The 16,739-nt window shown below is 36.3% G+C and carries 15 protein-coding genes and 1 pseudogene; 11 read left to right on the top strand and 5 right to left on the bottom strand.

What is annotated here, in order from left to right:
* The first annotated feature begins 132 nt into the window (after positions 1-132).
* The 4 genes from ACFCT9_RS08895 (at position 133) to ACFCT9_RS08880 (ending at position 3,068) form a co-directional block, all read left to right on the top strand.
* On the top strand, positions 133-1,170 hold the full coding sequence (locus ACFCT9_RS08895) for a DUF4352 domain-containing protein (RefSeq protein ID WP_412518689.1): 1,038 nt from the start codon (positions 133-135) through the stop codon (positions 1,168-1,170).
* A gap of 45 nt (positions 1,171-1,215) precedes the next feature.
* A complete protein-coding gene (locus ACFCT9_RS08890; RefSeq protein ID WP_412521650.1) occupies positions 1,216-1,569 on the top strand; it encodes a DUF4064 domain-containing protein in 354 nt (117 codons plus the stop codon).
* 103 nt (positions 1,570-1,672) lie between these two features.
* Positions 1,673-2,023, top strand: a complete 351-nt coding sequence (locus ACFCT9_RS08885; RefSeq protein ID WP_412518687.1) for a DUF4064 domain-containing protein — start codon at positions 1,673-1,675, stop codon at positions 2,021-2,023.
* 118 nt (positions 2,024-2,141) lie between these two features.
* Positions 2,142-3,068 (top strand): DMT family transporter, encoded by a 927-nt coding sequence (locus ACFCT9_RS08880; RefSeq protein WP_412518685.1) that lies wholly within the window; start codon positions 2,142-2,144, stop codon positions 3,066-3,068.
* Positions 3,069-3,116: 48 nt separating this feature from the next.
* Here ACFCT9_RS08880 and yidC read toward each other — a convergent pair whose 3' ends face one another.
* Both yidC and ACFCT9_RS08870 read right to left on the bottom strand, forming a co-directional pair.
* Positions 3,117-3,977 (bottom strand): membrane protein insertase YidC, encoded by an 861-nt coding sequence (yidC, locus tag ACFCT9_RS08875; RefSeq protein ID WP_412518683.1) that lies wholly within the window; start codon positions 3,975-3,977, stop codon positions 3,117-3,119.
* Positions 3,978-4,195: 218 nt separating this feature from the next.
* A complete protein-coding gene (locus ACFCT9_RS08870) occupies positions 4,196-4,777 on the bottom strand; it encodes a hypothetical protein (protein ID WP_412518682.1) in 582 nt (193 codons plus the stop codon).
* 295 nt (positions 4,778-5,072) lie between these two features.
* Between ACFCT9_RS08870 and ACFCT9_RS08865 the strand changes: the two genes are divergently transcribed.
* A complete protein-coding gene (locus tag ACFCT9_RS08865) occupies positions 5,073-5,996 on the top strand; it encodes an osmoprotectant ABC transporter substrate-binding protein (protein ID WP_412518681.1) in 924 nt (307 codons plus the stop codon).
* A 221-nt stretch (positions 5,997-6,217) separates the two neighbouring features.
* Here the strand turns inward: ACFCT9_RS08865 and ACFCT9_RS08860 are convergent.
* Positions 6,218-7,807: pseudogene (locus ACFCT9_RS08860) on the bottom strand (BCCT family transporter).
* 219 nt (positions 7,808-8,026) lie between these two features.
* On the opposite strand from ACFCT9_RS08860, the gene ACFCT9_RS08855 reads away from it, so the two are divergent.
* From ACFCT9_RS08855 to ACFCT9_RS08840, 4 genes are all read left to right on the top strand, one after another.
* Complete coding sequence (locus tag ACFCT9_RS08855; RefSeq protein WP_412518679.1) at positions 8,027-9,277, top strand: Fic family protein; 1,251 nt, start codon at positions 8,027-8,029, stop codon at positions 9,275-9,277.
* Between the two features lie 415 nt (positions 9,278-9,692).
* Positions 9,693-10,316: a thiaminase II gene (tenA, locus tag ACFCT9_RS08850; protein ID WP_412521649.1), complete on the top strand. Its 624-nt coding sequence runs from the start codon at positions 9,693-9,695 to the stop codon at positions 10,314-10,316.
* A gap of 86 nt (positions 10,317-10,402) precedes the next feature.
* Positions 10,403-11,122, top strand: a complete 720-nt coding sequence (locus tag ACFCT9_RS08845) for an acetoacetate decarboxylase (protein ID WP_412521648.1) — start codon at positions 10,403-10,405, stop codon at positions 11,120-11,122.
* Positions 11,123-11,280: 158 nt separating this feature from the next.
* Positions 11,281-12,150, top strand: a complete 870-nt coding sequence (locus ACFCT9_RS08840; protein ID WP_412518677.1) for a hypothetical protein — start codon at positions 11,281-11,283, stop codon at positions 12,148-12,150.
* Positions 12,151-12,321: 171 nt separating this feature from the next.
* Here ACFCT9_RS08840 and ACFCT9_RS08835 read toward each other — a convergent pair whose 3' ends face one another.
* Positions 12,322-13,446 carry an SAP domain-containing protein gene (locus tag ACFCT9_RS08835; RefSeq protein ID WP_412518676.1) on the bottom strand — a complete coding sequence of 375 codons (1,125 nt, stop codon included), beginning with the start codon at positions 13,444-13,446 and terminating at the stop codon, positions 12,322-12,324.
* Between the two features lie 234 nt (positions 13,447-13,680).
* Between ACFCT9_RS08835 and ACFCT9_RS08830 the strand changes: the two genes are divergently transcribed.
* The gene (locus ACFCT9_RS08830; RefSeq protein ID WP_412518674.1) at positions 13,681-13,872 is read left to right on the top strand and encodes a hypothetical protein; all 192 of its coding nucleotides are present in this window, start codon (positions 13,681-13,683) and stop codon (positions 13,870-13,872) included.
* A 90-nt stretch (positions 13,873-13,962) separates the two neighbouring features.
* Here ACFCT9_RS08830 and ACFCT9_RS08825 read toward each other — a convergent pair whose 3' ends face one another.
* The gene (locus ACFCT9_RS08825; RefSeq protein ID WP_412518672.1) at positions 13,963-14,667 is read right to left on the bottom strand and encodes an SDR family oxidoreductase; all 705 of its coding nucleotides are present in this window, start codon (positions 14,665-14,667) and stop codon (positions 13,963-13,965) included.
* 334 nt (positions 14,668-15,001) lie between these two features.
* Here ACFCT9_RS08825 and ACFCT9_RS08820 point away from each other — a divergent pair, with 334 nt between their 5' ends.
* Positions 15,002-16,600, top strand: coding sequence for an FMN-binding glutamate synthase family protein (locus ACFCT9_RS08820; RefSeq protein ID WP_412518670.1), 1,599 nt, complete (start codon positions 15,002-15,004; stop codon positions 16,598-16,600).
* Positions 16,601-16,739 lie beyond the last annotated feature (139 nt).

The following is a 16,739-nucleotide window of genomic DNA, read 5'->3' as shown; positions in this document are numbered from 1 at the left end:
ATCTTCATAAATATTCAAAAAATGATTGCTTTTACTTAATGGTATTATAAAATATTGTTATATAGGTAATTTAATGGGAAGTACATTGAAATACCTTCGTTTTACAACTAAATATAGAGCGGAGAGAGACAGATGAAAAGACTTTGGTTTTTGATGATTAGTGTATTATTTGTATTAGCTGCCTGCGGTGGCGCAAAGTCTGAAGAAAAGACAGAAAGTACAGAAGCAAGAGGTAAAGCAACAAGTGAAATGAAGACATTCAGAGTTGGACAAATCGTAGATGCCGATGGCGTAGACGTTCAAGTGGTCAAAGCTGAATATATTAATGATTATGAAGATTATGAAGCACCAAACAACGGTAAAGTATTAAAAGTGACATTGAAATTCAAAAATAATAACAGCGATCAAGTGCTAGTAGATTCTAGCGCATTTACAATGAATGTCAGAGGAGAAAATGCCCCAGATTGGATTGGCGGAGACGGTACAGATGGTATATTCTCTCATCAATTAAATCAAGGTAAAACAGCAACAGGTACATTAACATTCGATGTACCAGATGCAAAAGTCTATACCTTAGAAATGGACACTTACTTTAAGACTGAAAACGTTAAAGCGAAGTGGAATCTTCACCAAGCAATGATTAAAGATGATAGTAAAAACGGAAACGATAACCAATCAGATTCAAAGAAAGATACATCAAAAGATAAAAATGATAGTGAAGATTATCCATATACAGCAGAAGAATATAATGCATTAGTAGATGAGTACAATGCATTAACAGATGGCGAAAGAATGGATCACGTGACACGTGGTGTTACGAATAAAGAATACAATGATTTAGCAGCACGTATTGATAAACTCTATGAAAAACTAGAAGCAGAATGGGATAAAGAGTATCAAAAACAACTTGACCGTGAAGATGCTGAATGGCAAAAGAATCAAGACCGTATGGATAAAGAATTCGAAGCAGAAATGAGACGCCAAGATGAAATCGATGCACGTGAAGAAGCACAACGCCAAAAACAAGAAGAAGCTGATCAACGTGCATACGACGCAGAAATGAAACGTCAAGAAGAACAAGCAGCACGTGAAGCACAACAACAAGCAAAATTAGATGCAGAATTACAGAGACAAGAAGAAGCAGCAAATAAAGCAATGTCAGAAGAATAGGTAGAAATTACTACAAGTTTTAAAGGTGAGTTGAGCTATGGATGAATTAAGATAAAAAAACCTAGAAACCGTATTGCAGAGATTGTCTTAGGCATTGTCGGTAGTATATTTGGAATAATCGGCGGCATTACTGCATTAATGGTCGCAAGTGCGAATGAGGCTGTCGGCAATAGCGGAAGTGGCGATGTGTATACTTTAGGTATTATTGTCATATTTTTAAGTATTGCGACCTTTGTGATCAGTTGTTTAATTAAGAGGAAACGTATCGTCATGAGTATCTTGCTCATTATCGCAGGTGTGCTGGATTTCTTCCTCATCGGTATATACGGCATCATCGCAGGTATTTTAATTTTAGCTGCCGGTGTCTTAGCACTCTTGCGTAAAGAACCCATCAGCTAATGTGTGTTAATACCAAGCATTCACCAAAGTATGAATTAAACAATGACAGCAGCGCAATTAAGAGGTATGATTATTTTATAAAAAATTAAAAAGGCGGACTAATATGAACGAAGTGAGATTTGAAAGACAAACAAGTCGTGTAGCAGAAATGATTTTAGGGATTTTAGGTAGTGTGTTTGGGATTATTGGCGGAGTTTTCGCAATTATGGTAGCGGGCGTTAATGATGCTGTAGGTAATACTGGAAGTGAAAGCGTATTTGGATTAGGTGTCGCGGTAATCCTAGTATGTATTGTGACACTTATCGTAAGCTGTATTATTAATAAGAAACGTGTCTTAATGGGTGTATTACTTGTTTTAGGTGGCGTACTTAACTTTATTTTTATTGGTTTATTCGGCATTTTATCAGGTATTTTAATCCTTGTCGCAGGTATTTTAGCGCTAGTACGTAAATAATTAGAAGAATAAAAGCTGCCTTGATGGCGGCTTTTTTTTGTTGAATCAATAGATAATCGGATATTTCTAATAGTGTTATGCTATACTGTTTTAATCATTAAAGGAAAGAAGGGCGCTTATGCTGTTTTTATTTCTACTCGGTTTAGTGGCAGGTATGGTCGTTCCTGTACAAACTTCTATTAATACGAAACTTGTACGTTATACCCACTCCTCTTTTTATTCATCAGCGATTTCTTTTTCGGTAGGCGCTCTATTTTTATTTGTTGTTAATTTGATGATGTCACCAGGACGCTTCACACCAAGTTTCTTCGCAGGGCAATCTTTAAATTATACTTGGTTTGTCGGTGGATTATTAGGTGTTTTGTTCTTAACAGGTAATTTATTACTATTTCCAAAATTAGGCGCGTCACTCACAGTGATCATTACCATTGCGGGACAGATTATTATGGGCGTGATGATTGATACTTTTGGTTGGTTGGGCGCTAAAACAGAACCCTTTACACTATTAAAGCTTTTAGGTGTCATATTATTGTTCATAGGGATTATCGTTATGAATTATGTAAGAAACCAACCTAAAGCAGAACAATCTAGCGCAGTATTGCCATGGTTGGCAATAGGATTTGTATTTGGCTTTGGGCCGCCGATTCAAACAGCCATTAATAGTCAACTCGGACAACAAGTACATAGTTCGTTATTTGCCTCTCTTATTTCATTTACGATGGGGGCAATCGCTTTAATTATCATTACCGCTTGTGTAAATCGTTCATTCAAGTTATCCACTTATGAACCAGATGTCGGTAAAATCAAACCAGTTTACTTTATTGGTGGTGTACTCGGCGTAGTGTTTGTCACAGTGAATATTATTTTAATGCCTCATTTAGGTGCGGCATTGACGACCATTGTTGGTATGCTTGGCCAAATGTTAATGGGTGTCATCATTGATCATTTTGGTATTCTAGGTGCGAAACGAAACCGAATTAATTTACGTAAAATTCTAGGTATTATCTGTATCTTTATCGGGATTGTCTTACTTAGATTCTTTTAAAAGCGCACAAATATAGCCCAGGAAATAACATCCTGGGCTTCAATATTGCTATTTTTTCTTTTTCTTATTCTTCTTAGAAACGACTTTTGTATTTTTAGGTTTGTCTTCTGTCTTTTTCTGTTCACGTGTAATACGTTCTACTTCTGCATCTGCCACTTTACTGTAATATCTATTCGCAAAGAACATTTGAATAATCATAAAGATGGCACTGACTGACCAATACAGACCTAATGCTGCAGCTGAAGTGAATGAGATGTAAATGATGAAGATAGGTGAAATAATCATCATCATGTAACCCATTTGACGTTGTTCTTTCGGCATATTTTCAAGGCTGACTAATGATTGTAAGAAGTAAAGTACACCGGCGATAATTGTGATTAAGATATCTGGCTCAGTCAACTTGAACCATAAGAAATCAGGATGATTTGTGATACCGCCATGTGAAGGCCATTTTAATGATACATATAAACCGAAGAGTATAGGCATTTGAATTAAGATTGGAAGACAGCCAAGCATATTCTTCATCGGGTTCATATCATATTTTTTATAAACAGCCATTAATTCTTGTTGTGCTGCCATTTTTTCTTCTTGCGTACGTGCGCGTTTTACTTTTTCTTGTACTTCTTTCAATTCAGGTTTCGCAAGATCCATAACCTTACGCATGATTTGACCATTTTTTGTTTGGCCTAACATAAATGGCAACATCACTAAACGAATTGTTAATACGATTACGATAATAGCGAGACCATAGTTATCATTCAGATTATTACCTAGCCAATGTAATAAATGATCCATTGGTTTGGCGAAAGTATTAAAGAAGAAACCATTTCGATTTTCACTCTTTGAATAGTCACAACCTGCAAGGAGAACAGTAGTTAACGTTAACAACAGTATGTATTTTATTTTCATCTTTCTCTGCCTTTCTCTCTTTATTTGAAAATAACGAAGTATCGAAGTCATTGAAAAAGCAACCACTTAAAATTAGGGTTGCGAAAAAGGACAACAATTCCATATACACTTACAGGTTACAATACTAACATAGAAACAGCGTCGATTAAAGAAAGGAAAAAGTGAAATAACAAGATAAAAAGTTATGTATAAATAGGCAAAAAGAAATGCTAAAGTGCTTAATCTACCACTTTAGCATCCTTTTCTTCCTTCAATACATGAATCGAAATAGACCATAAAATAATATTTAAGATAATCAAAATTACTACTGAAATTGTCATATAAGGTAATTCAAAATCCGAAGCCATCGGCAAGGTCTCAAGTAATACATAATAAACCAATCCACCAATGACGAGTTGACCAACAAAATTTAAGAAAATCCCGATAGTTGATTCCACATACTGCATTAAGAGAGACGGCAAAGATAACACACTATATACCGCATAACTGACAAGTGTGATTTCACCTAATGCTATCGCAGATGTAGTACCTAAGTTCACAAAAGGCATTAAATCTGCCAATCTCAAAAAAGTAATAAACGCATATGTAAAAATTAAAAAGCCGATAACAGCTTCTAGTACTAATGAAAAGATAGACTTAAGAATATGCTGATCAGGTTTCTGAAAGCGTTCGAAAGTATATTCAATCACTAGATTCAACAACATTGAAACAATCAATAAAACTATAAAGACAGTCGGAAGTTTACCAGTGACCAGTTGGCCTAAAAATTCAATGCCGATTTTCCAAATAGATTCTAACATTCATTTAAGCTCCTCTTCTCTTTATACAATGAGTATATAGACAAACCTCAATTAAAATCAACCACCAATTTATAAAAATATAATCAAAATAAAGTAAAGTTCTATCCTTCTTCAATGGCTCAATATGTGGTAATAACAATATTTAAGAACGTAGGGGAGTCTAACGTTTGTGTGCGGTAAGACTGAAGTGAGGATAGGAAGTGTAAGCAAATACAGAAATGAGTATGTGTTATAATGTGTAGTGGTTATTTATTGAAATAAAATTATTTCTTTTTGAATTAATTAGGGGGTCAAAATGAAAAAGTTCAAATATTTAATAGGTATTATACTCGCAAGTCTATTGATTGTTTCAGGATGTGGTTTACCAGGTTTAGATGGTGGTCCGGGGAAGAATGTTAAGATTACTGCACTTGCGACAAGTGAATCACAAATTATGGCGCATATGATTCGCCTACAAATTGAACATGATACAAAGGGAGAAGTAAAACCGACAATCATCAACAATTTAGGATCTGCTACGATACAACATAATGCTTTAATGAATGGAGATGCACAAATATCTTCTACACGTTACACAGGTACAGATTTAGTTGGGGCATTAAAACAAGAACCTATTACTGATACAAAGAAAGCAATGGATGTTGTTCAAAAAGGATTCACGAAAAAATATGATCATACTTTCTTTGATAGTTATGGATTTGAAAATACATTCGCATTTATGGTGACTCAAGAAGTAGCTGACAAGTATCATCTTGAGACTGTTTCAGATTTAAAGAAGCATAAAGATGAATTGCGATTAGGTACAGATTCTACTTGGATTAAACGTGCAGGCGATGGTTATCCAGCATTTACTAAGGCATATGGCTTTAAGTTCAAAAGTATTCGCCCTATGCAAATTGGATTAGTATACGATGCATTGAAAAATAAGAAGTTAGATGTGGCTTTAGGTTATACAACAGATGGACGTATTTCAGCTTATAATTTGAAAGTATTGAAAGATGATAGAAAATTCTTCCCGCCTTATGATGCAAGTCCGCTTGCGACGAATGACTTTCTAAGAAAGAACCCTAAAATGAAACATTCAATAGAAAAACTACAAGGTAAAGTCTCCACTAAAACAATGCAAGAATTAAATTATCAGGCAGATGGTAAACAACAAGAACCGGCTGTAGTTGCAGAAAAATTCCTTAAAAAACATAACTACTTTGAAAATGAATAGTTATCAATTTGTCTAAGGTTCCGACCATGTTATACTGACAAAAATTGGAGGTAGATTATGGCTAAAATCAATCAAAGACAAGCGAGACAAATTGTTCGTTTGGTTACGCGTATTGTACGTCAAATCATTCGTTCTAGAAATAATAGACGTTAATCATATAAAGAAGCAGCACGTTCTCAAATTAACTGGAACGTGCTGCTTTTATTTATAATGTGATTGATTTAATGATTTTCTGATGAATGGCGCTTAGAGGCTGCGTGCAAGATTTCAGTGTGTTCTTTATTAGGTGTGAGTGTTAACCCTAATGCCTTTCGTTCTCTATTCGCATCTTTATAGAAGGATATTGTCATTAAGATAACGACCACACTAAATGGCAAGGCTGAAATAATTGCGGCGGATTGTAAGGCATCAAGACCTGTTGAACCCCCGGCAAGTAGTAAGACATAGGCTATCGCAGAAAGCGCAAGTCCCCAAACAATCTTAACGAATCCTGCTGGGCGTAATGTCCCAAATGCGGTCTGCATACCTAAGACGAAGGTTGCGGAATCGGCAGAGGTAATGAAGAATGATCCGATTAACGCAAGCGCGATAATGGATAAGACACTGCCTATCGGCAATTCATTAAAGATACCGAAAAGTTGTGTTTCTGGCGGCATCTTGAAGATTTCCGCATGTTCTTGGCCAACACTGATACCTGTTAAACCAAATACACTGAACCAGAAAATACTGACAACGGTAGGGACTAATAACACTGCCAGAACGAATTCTCTGATAGAACGTCATCTAGAGATACGAGCAATAAAGATACCGACGAATGGACTCCAACTCATCCACCAGCCCCAATAATAAACAGTCCATGTCTGCATCCAGTCATGTTTTTGTTTATTTAAGGGTGCGGTATCTAAACTGTTGAAGATTAAAGTGTTTAAATAGTCACCTGTCGCAGATGTCATCATATCTAAGATAAGTAATGTGGGACCGATGATTAATAAAATCGCAAACAGAATCGCGGCTAAAATCATATTCAAATTACTTAAATATTGAATTCCTTTACTCAATCCGCTCCATGCGCTGTATAAGAAGAGTACAGTAACAATTGCGATAATAATGCCTTGAACGAGCTTGTTGTTTGGAATACCGAAGAGATAATTCAAACCACCATTGATTTGCATAGCGCCAACACCTAGTGATACCGCAACACCGATAATTGTCGCAAATACTGCTAAAACATCGACTATCGTTCCTGGCAAACCATCTACGCGCTTACCTAGAAGTGGACGCAATGTTCTAGAAATAAGACCGACTTCACCTTTTCTGAATTGGAAATAAGCGAGTGTTAATCCGATGATGCCGTAAACGGCCCATGGATGGAAACCATAGTGTAAGAAACTCGCACGTAATGAATCAGCGAGTGCGGCTTTCGTTTCTGGAGAAGCAGTAGGCGGTGTTAAATAGTGAGAAATCGGTTCAGAAGCACCATAGAAAACTAAACCAATTCCCATCCCTGCACTAAACAACATCGTGAGCCATGAAATAGTATGGAATTCAGGTTTATCTGTAGGTTTGCCTAATTTTAATTTACCGATTGGGCTGAATACAAGGAAAATACAGAAAACCAAAATGAAAGAAAAGACAAGCATATAATACCAACCAAAAGTTTCAGTTATCCACGCCCCAAGTGCACCAGAAGCCTTTCCGAATGGGTTAGGAAAAATTGCGCCGATTAATACTAACAGTCCGACAAGTATAGACGCATAAGTAAATACGGGCGAAAACGTTTTTTGATGTGTCTCCTTATGAGTCGTCTTCACAACTGAATCATCCTTTCTGATTGTAGTGTTAAAAAAGAAAAAGACGATGTTTATGCTATCATACCTAGGTCTTAATTCAACTTATTGAAAATTGTAGCTTAAAAAGCTGAAATAATTCATTATAAATTCAAAAAATACCTGTTTTTTGAATTTACATCTTTACAAAGGTGAGGTAAAATAAAAAAACTGGTAAACAAGAAAAAAGAGAGGAGGTTGAAGATGGATTATAAAAATTTGAAAAAGATATTTCACATGTTTGGGGAACAAAATTTAGAAAATGAATATCAAATAAGACAGGAAGCATTTACTACTTTTTTAACGAATATTGAAATACATCCCATTAGAGACCAAAGACAATGTCAGACTGTAAGCTACCCACTATTTATATGCATGAGTAAGACCTTAACACACAAAATGGAACATGTTCTTTTAAATTCAAATAGAATAATAAAGTTTTCATATGCTCAACCACCCATTGCGCTACAATCTTATTTAGACAAGTTACTAATTAATGAGCTACAAAGTACCAACGAAAAAGAGAATGTGCGCAGTACGAAAGCAGAACTTGCGGAGATACTAAATAATCATCAAGGAAAGAAAAATAAGAAGTTCCAAGGATTAGTAAAGCAATATCAAATGTTAGGTAATGCGGAAATTAATATTAAAGAAGTATCTGACTTTCGCATGGTATATGATATGTTGCTGTCACATGATATTGAACAAGAACAACAGCCTGATGGAAAAAACTTTAGAACAGAAGGTGTAGGAGTTTATGATAATGCGATGGGTAAATGGATACATCGTAATGATTTTGATGAAGTGAAAATCAATGAATTCTTAAATAAGTTGCTCGTATTTCAAAATGATGAAAGTATCCCTTATTTGATTAGAATGGCAGCCTCTCACTACATCTTTGAATATTTACACCCATTTTACGACGGCAACGGAAGATTAGGACGATATTTAATCGCAAAAATGTTGCATGAAGCACTAGATCCAATTACAGCGCTGACCTTTTCATATACAGTTAATCGCAATAAGACTAAATATGACAAAGCGTTTGCTAATGCTTCAGAATACTTTAATAAAGGTGAGTTGACTGAGTTTGTAGAAACAATGTTTGATTTGATTATAGAAGGACAAGAAAGTGCTTTAGAAGAGATGCAAATAAGTCTGGTTACATTACAAAGACTAGAAAAAGGTCTAAAACAGCTGGATTTGTCACAAGAAGCTTACCAATTTCTATTTGTATTGATACAAGATAAAATCTTTGGCAGCCAATTATCGAGAATTGCTTTGCCTAATTTAACAGAAGTCTTGAATTTATCGCGGCATAAGGTGAATGGTCTTGTAGAAGAACATCATGATAAATTAACTCAGATTAAAAAGAGACCTGCTGTATATGAAATTAAAGATACATTTATTGAGCAGCTACTAAGTACAGAAATAGAAGAAAAAATGAACATCTAAGCATGCACAAGTGTCTGAAGTTTTCAGATATTAAATGCTTGCGCAATATATATGATGAGTTAGGCATAAAAGAACTATATAGGATAAAAGAAGAATAAAATATAACTATCCCAAGTTGGAGGTGATAGTTATGTTAGGCGCTATTATTGCAGTAATCAAACAAATTATTGCTCATTTCATTTCAGGTGGTAAACAAAACGTGAAATAATTTGTATCTCACTCAGTATGACGATTGAATGCGTCGACTTGTATTAAGTTACAAGTCGGCGTATTTTTGTATATTGTTTGAATATAGGTTAGATTAAAGATGAGCAGTTTAATGCATAGCATCTTATCTAACTAGGAGGAACTTGAAGTGACACAATTATTTACAGATCGTTTATATGACCGCGTTGAACCCATTTGGGCATCTTATATGGAACATCCATTTATTAAAGGGTTGGCAGATGGCTCTTTAGATGAAGAGAAATTCAAACATTGGTTGAAACAAGATTATATTTATCTGATTGAGTATTCTCGTTTGTTTGCGATTGGTGCCGCAAAAGCGATTGATTTAGAGATGATGTCAACTTATGCACAGTTATTAGACGGAACGATGAATACAGAAATGAACTTGCACCGTGGATATGCGAAAGAATTTGGGATTAGTGAAGCGGAATTAGAAGCGACAGAACCTGCAGAAACCACAACAGCGTATACAAGCTACATGTTGAATATGGCACAAATTGGCGGTGTGGAAAATGTCATTGCGGCGATTTTAACATGCACATGGAGTTATAACTACATTGGGTTGAAATTGGCAGAACAAGATGCCGCAAAAGATCATCCGTTATATCGCAAATGGGTCGATATGTATTCATCTGAGGAATTTACACAATTCAAAGAAGATTGTGTTGCACTCATGAATAAAGTGACAGAAGGGCGTTCAGAAGCAGATTTGAAACGTCTTGAAGATATTGTAGTACGCACAAGTTATTATGAATATAAATTCTGGGATATGGCAGAGCACTTAAGCACGTGGGATGTACCCGTGAAGTAGAATCATTGAATATTCAAGCCGAGAGCTTTAAGGTTAATAAAGTAAATTGCGTTAAGGAGGCAAAAGGATTGAATAAACAAGAACTCATGAAATTAGCTTCAACACCTGTCAATGCACCAACTTATTCAATGGTTGATGTCCATTTCAGAAACAGAGAATTTTTAAATATTGTGTATCGTACAGATATTGAGAAATTAAAAGAAGTCGTGCCTGAACCATTGAAAGTGACAAGTGACTTAATCAAATTTGAAGTGATTGATATGCCTGATAGTACAGGGCTTGGTTCCTATACAGAATGCGGACAAGTGATTCCAGTAGAATACAACGGAGAAGAAGGCGAGTTCTACTTATCCATGTATTTAAACAATCAACCTGCCATTGCGTTAGGTCGAGAGCTTTCAACATTTCCTAAGAAATACGGAGAGCCGAGATTGTATGTCGATAACGATACATTAGTCGGCACTTTAGATTATCATTCATTGCGTGTCGCACAAGCAACCATGACATATAAATACCATCCGATTGAAACAGAAGAAGCGAAACAACTTATTACCAAACCGAGCTTCATGCTGAAACAATTACCAAATTATGATGGTACGCCTAGAATACTAGAAATGACACGCTCTCAAATTACTGATATTCAAATTAAAGAAGCATTCCGTGGTGATGCACGTCTGCAATTATTTGAACATGTCAATGCGCCGCTCGCCGATTTCCCAGTTAAAGAAATTGTCGATGCACAACACATCTTGGCAGACTTAAGACTCGGAAAACCTGAAGTCATTCATGATTATCTAAAAGAATAAGCATATAGTTAGGAGAGACAAGCTGAAAGGTTTGTTTCTCCTTTTTTCATATAAATAGACAAATTATGTCCCTTTTGTAAAAAATGAATACAGTCGTATTCAACTCAGGTATACTCAATAGTGAGTGTGTAAAATTATATAAAGAGAGTAGGGACACCATGAGTAAAATTAAATATTTAGGGACAGGACTTTTAGCTGCAGCGTTAGTATTAACAGCTTGTGGTCAAAAAGAAGAAAAAACAGAACACCAAGAAACATCTAAGGAAGAGAAAACAGGACAATCCTCAAATGAACAAGCTTCACTTGAAAATCACAAAGAAACGGATAAAAACAATAAGCAACAGCCCAGTTCAAATGCTTCAGAATCAAAACACAATGCATTCAGCCATTTAGATACCAATAGTGATGAGTATCTGGCACGTGTCTGGTTAGCTGCGTTGCCAAGTTATCGAAGCGCAGAGCCTGCAGATGTATCCATTAGTCATGGTGATTTGTCAGGAAAAATTATGTATGGGCCAGGTTCAATTAGATATGGGCAAGGTGTCCAAACTTTGTATGGTTCACCATCTGCGGCAGGTCATGTCGTTTATAAAAATAATGGGGATGGCACAATAACAGTCTATCCTGTGCCAAGCCACTTCCAAGATCACCGTTGGGCAGAAGAGGAATTTAGTCGTGAGGAATCTCAACGTATTATGAGTAGTGGGAAAATCGTGTCCTTATATGATGGGAATGAGGAAGCGGTACGTCTAGTCGAAAGTTATATTAATGCGACACCGCCAGGACTAAAAGAAGATTATAGTGAATCAAAAGAAACTGTAACACGTGAAAATGTGATTGATAAAGTTGAGGAATATGAGGGGCATCTCTTAGATACAAGCCGTTATACATTTAAAGAGCCAGAACGTCGCAGTGATGGCGGATGGGGCTTCTCAATTTTAGATAAAGAAGGTAATTTAGTCGGTTCATATATCATTGATTCAGATGGCAATGTGACAAAGTTTGATGAAAAAGGTCATGAAGTTTAATAGAAATTGAAAAGAACTTGATTCGTCATATTGTAATGGTTGAATCAAGTTCTTTTATATATCATAGGTTTAATCATTGTTTTGAATTTCGCATCTTCAAGTTTTGTTTTTTCATTTCTTAAATGATGATACTTTCTATGAAAAAAGCGCCCAAAGGGGGCGCATTATAAACTATTTTCGATATTGGTTAAAATCAATGACATTACCAGAAGATTTATTGTTGTGTTTTTGTTCTTTTGTTTGAGGTTGACGATGCAAGTCTTCCAAGAATTGATCTAATTCTTCTTGAGATGTGACTTTACCCTCAATAATCGCATTCATGACTTTCGCATCATCACTATCTTGATCTAAGTCGAACATTTCTTTAAACATTTCACGCATTTCGTCATCTTTACCTGCTTCTACAAACGCAGAAATCGCAGTATCGATATCTGCATCTTCATTAATCGGCAGACTATTGAGCTTTTCATATCTTTCAATCTCTTCTAATAAATCACGATCTGCTTCATCAAGGAAATCTAATGGATTCAAATCATGCTCTTCAAAGTAATCGACTAAATCTGTAAAGATATCCAGTGGCATAAATAGCGCTTCATAGTAGTCTTCATCAAGAATGAAGAAAGTTTTGGAGCTTAACGATTCAAGATGTGTGTATGGAATTACGTTACTGCCTTCAGCGATAAAGTAAGCAATTAAACTCAATTCTTTTTTAGTGAGATGTTTGAACATCAATGAAGGGCTATTTGTAAAATGGTCTTGAATTAAATCAATGATGTCGCTTTTTTTACCTTTAGAAAAGCCAGTGATTTTAAAGTCACGGCAGATTTGTTTCAATTCTTGAGTGGTATAGTCTTCCAACACGTATTCAAGTGTGTAATTTCTATATATTTTACGTGCCTCCATCAATTCACGCATCTCTTGAAGCGCTGCTGCTTCATCATCATCTAATGGTGGTATAGCATCATATTTATTGTTGAGGACGTATTTATTGAAGTTATTTAAAAACTCAGTTTCTACAAAATAAGATTCTTGTTCAATTTCGTAAACGAAATCTGTCATTTCTAAAATCTTTAAGCCATTGACTTTGTCTTCTGAAATGATTGTAACTTCAGGGTGATACTTCAAGATAGTTTCTAAGACTTTTCTTTCTTTTAACGTCGTATATTTTCCATAATCCGTACAAATTTCTTCAACAGACATATGTTCTGCATCATCTATTTTATAATCCGCATTATGAAATGCGATGGCTTCAGCTAAATCAATATATTTCTGTTTTTGTTCTTCTAAGTAATTCATGTATGTCACCTCTGACGCTTTAAGATTTAATTATATCTATTCTATACCAATTTTACCCTTAAAACGAATAGTTTAATGTCTAAATCGGGTTACTTCTAACTATTTTGAAAGCCTATAATACCCACACGCTTAACCCATGTTTAAAGTGCAGTGCTATTTTCCCTTAATTATAGTACCTTTCGTCATCAAGTTGTGATACATTAAACTAAATTAACAATGTGAAGGAGTACCTCAATGGATACGACAGCTTTGATTTATGTCATTATTATATTTATTAGTTTCATCGTCACGAACATGATTTCTAATCGTTTCATTAAGAACCGTTCTAATACTGGTCTCTATTTGTTGAAACGTGTAGGGATTTTCATGGGTGTCTATCTTGTCTTATTTAGTATTTATTTTCTCTTGTTTAAGCCAGAACTATAAAGTAAGGGTATGTGTCGGATAGGCATCTGACGGGTAGCTTTAGAATATGTAAAAGTCAGGTGTGCAACCTGACTTTTTTAGTTCATTGGATTAAACAGGACGTACGGTAATTTCATTCACATTGACATGACTTGGTTGTGTTAAGGCATAAACGACCGCATTGGCAATATCTTTTGGTTCTAACATTTTTCGTGAACCCCAATCTGTCTCGCTAGTCATAGCTGTGTCGACCATGCCTGGTGAAATGCTGGTAGAACGGATGCCAGTTTTTGCGAGTTCTTTCTCTAAGCCTTGTGTAATCGCATGTACCGCAGCTTTTGTAGCGCTGTATAATGTGCTTGATTTTGTGACTTCAAAGCCTGAAATAGAAGCGATGTTAATGATATGACCGCTTTGTTGTTGTTGGAAGTAAGGCATGACCGCATTGATTGCGTATAATGTACCTTTCACATTGGTGTCGATCATGTCATCCCATGCTTGGACATCGCCTTCTGTAATCGCTGATGATTTCATTTGGCCAGCACTGTTCACGAGGATATCAACCTTGCCGAATTCTTCTATAGTTTGTTTAATTGCACGGTCAATATCTTCACGTTTCGTGACATCCGCGCTGATAAATTCGTAATTTCTTGCTCCTGCTTTACGCAGTTCTGTTGAAACGCGATCTAGTTTCTTTTCATCACGTGCCACAAGGACAACAGTTGCGCCTTCATTCGAAAGCTTTAAGGCAATGCCTTTCCCGATACCGCTGCTTGCGCCAGTAATGACTGCCACTTTCTTATTTAATTCTGTCATAAGTAAATCCGCCTTTCTCTCTCTTATTTACACTTATTATGATACTTTCCCGTTTTCTGTTTACGGTAAAGATAATCGCTGACACCTTCAGTATATACAAGCTGTCGTACGAAAGCGAAAATTGAAGCGAAATCGTAGAATATTAAAGGCTTTTCTCATCCTTCCAGCAATATTGCATCAAAAATGTAAACGTTTTCCAAAAGACTGATGAAACACGCAAGATTTTGGTATACAATGGAAATACATTTGAAATTTAGTGCAATTTCAGCAGAGTGGGCTGCTAGGAATTGAAGTAATACATGTTAAGCAGGTAAATAGAGAGAGGGGAACTATAATGTTATTGCTTACGATTCTTCAATTCATTATCAATATTTTCATTGCGTTAGTGGTTATTGGGATATTGGTAGCTGGATTAATATTGTTATTTAAAGACAAACATCAACAACAACACAGTGTGTTACGTAACTATCCTGTGTTGGCACGTGTCCGTTATTTCTTCGAAAAGATTGGACCTGAGATGCGTCAATATTTATTCTCAGAGGACACGAAAGGTAAGCCGTTTTCTCGTGCACAATATACAGATATTGTGAAAGCAGGAAAATATAAATCACGTATGACTAGTTTCGGGACACAAATGGATTATGAAACGGGATTCTTTATCCAAAATACGATGTTTCCGAAACAAGCGCAGGAACTGCGTATTGACCAATCTAATATGATTTCGACGTTCTTATATAAAGTCGATAATGAACGCTTATTTGACCGTGAAGAACATCGAGATCCAGAAGAAGTTGATCCATATTATCTTTCAGATGAAGATGCGGTTGTTTTAGGTGAAGATTTAGAACACCCTTATAAAGTGAAACGTTTAGTGGGTCAATCTGGTATGAGTTACGGCGCATTAGGTAAAAATGCGATTACCGCGTTATCTATGGGATTAGGCCGTGCAGGTACTTGGATGAACACCGGTGAAGGTGGTTTATCTGACCATCACCTTAAAGGCGGCGGCGATATTATCTTCCAAATCGGACCAGGCTTATTCGGGGTACGTGACACGGATGGCAACTTTGATATGGCGAAGTTTATAAAAAAAGCAGATATCGACCAAGTCAAAGCCTTTGAAGTGAAGTTAGCGCAAGGGGCTAAAACACGCGGCGGTCACATGGAAGGTGCTAAAGTAACTGAAGAAATCGCAGAAATCAGAAGTGTGGAACCAGGTAAAACAATCAACTCACCGAACCGCTTCGAATTCATCCACAACTATGACGATTTATTAGATTGGATTATAGAATTGAAAGAAGCGGCACAAAAACCTGTCGGCTTCAAAATCGTTGTGAGCCATGTCGATGAAATTGAAGCGTTAGTCAGAACGATGAAACAACGTCAACAATATCCAAGTTTCATCACGATTGACGGCGGCGAAGGCGGTACCGGTGCGACATATCAAGAACTCCAAGACAGTGTCGGCTTACCATTATTTACCGCGTTGCCGATTGTGACGGGTATGTTAGAGAAATATGGCATCCGAGACAAAATGAAAATCTTTGCGTCAGGCAAACTGGTCACACCGGATAAAATTGCGATTGCGCTCGGTCTAGGGGCAGACTTAATCAATGTGGCACGCGGTATGATGATAAGTGTCGGTTGTATTATGAGTCAACAATGTCACATGAATACGTGCCCAGTCGGTGTCGCAACGACAAACCCTAAATTAGAACGTGGTTTGTTTGTGAATGAAAAGAACTATCGTGTCACAAACTACGTCACAAGTTTACATGAAGGTTTGTTTAATTTAGCAGCGGCGGTCGGTGTTAATAGTCCGACAGAAATCACACAAGATCATTTGATTCTTAAAAATCCAAACGGCAGTTTACAGTCGATTTATGATTATAAATTAAAACTTGTCGATACCTCACAGAAAGTATCGGTCTAATATAAAGTCAAGCTCTCACGCAGTTTAGTGAGAGCTTTTTTCTATCTATAATGCAGGGGGCTTGTGCAGTTAAGCAACAAAACACTGGATATGTAGATAGAATCATCTGTTTTGATGTGTAATACTTTTCAATGCACGA

It is taken from the genome of Staphylococcus simulans (assembly GCF_047037175.1).
In the GTDB taxonomy this organism is placed as follows: domain Bacteria; phylum Bacillota; class Bacilli; order Staphylococcales; family Staphylococcaceae; genus Staphylococcus; species Staphylococcus simulans_C.
The sequence above is the reverse complement of the archived record's forward strand: the minus strand, read 5'-3'. Positions and strand labels throughout refer to the sequence as shown.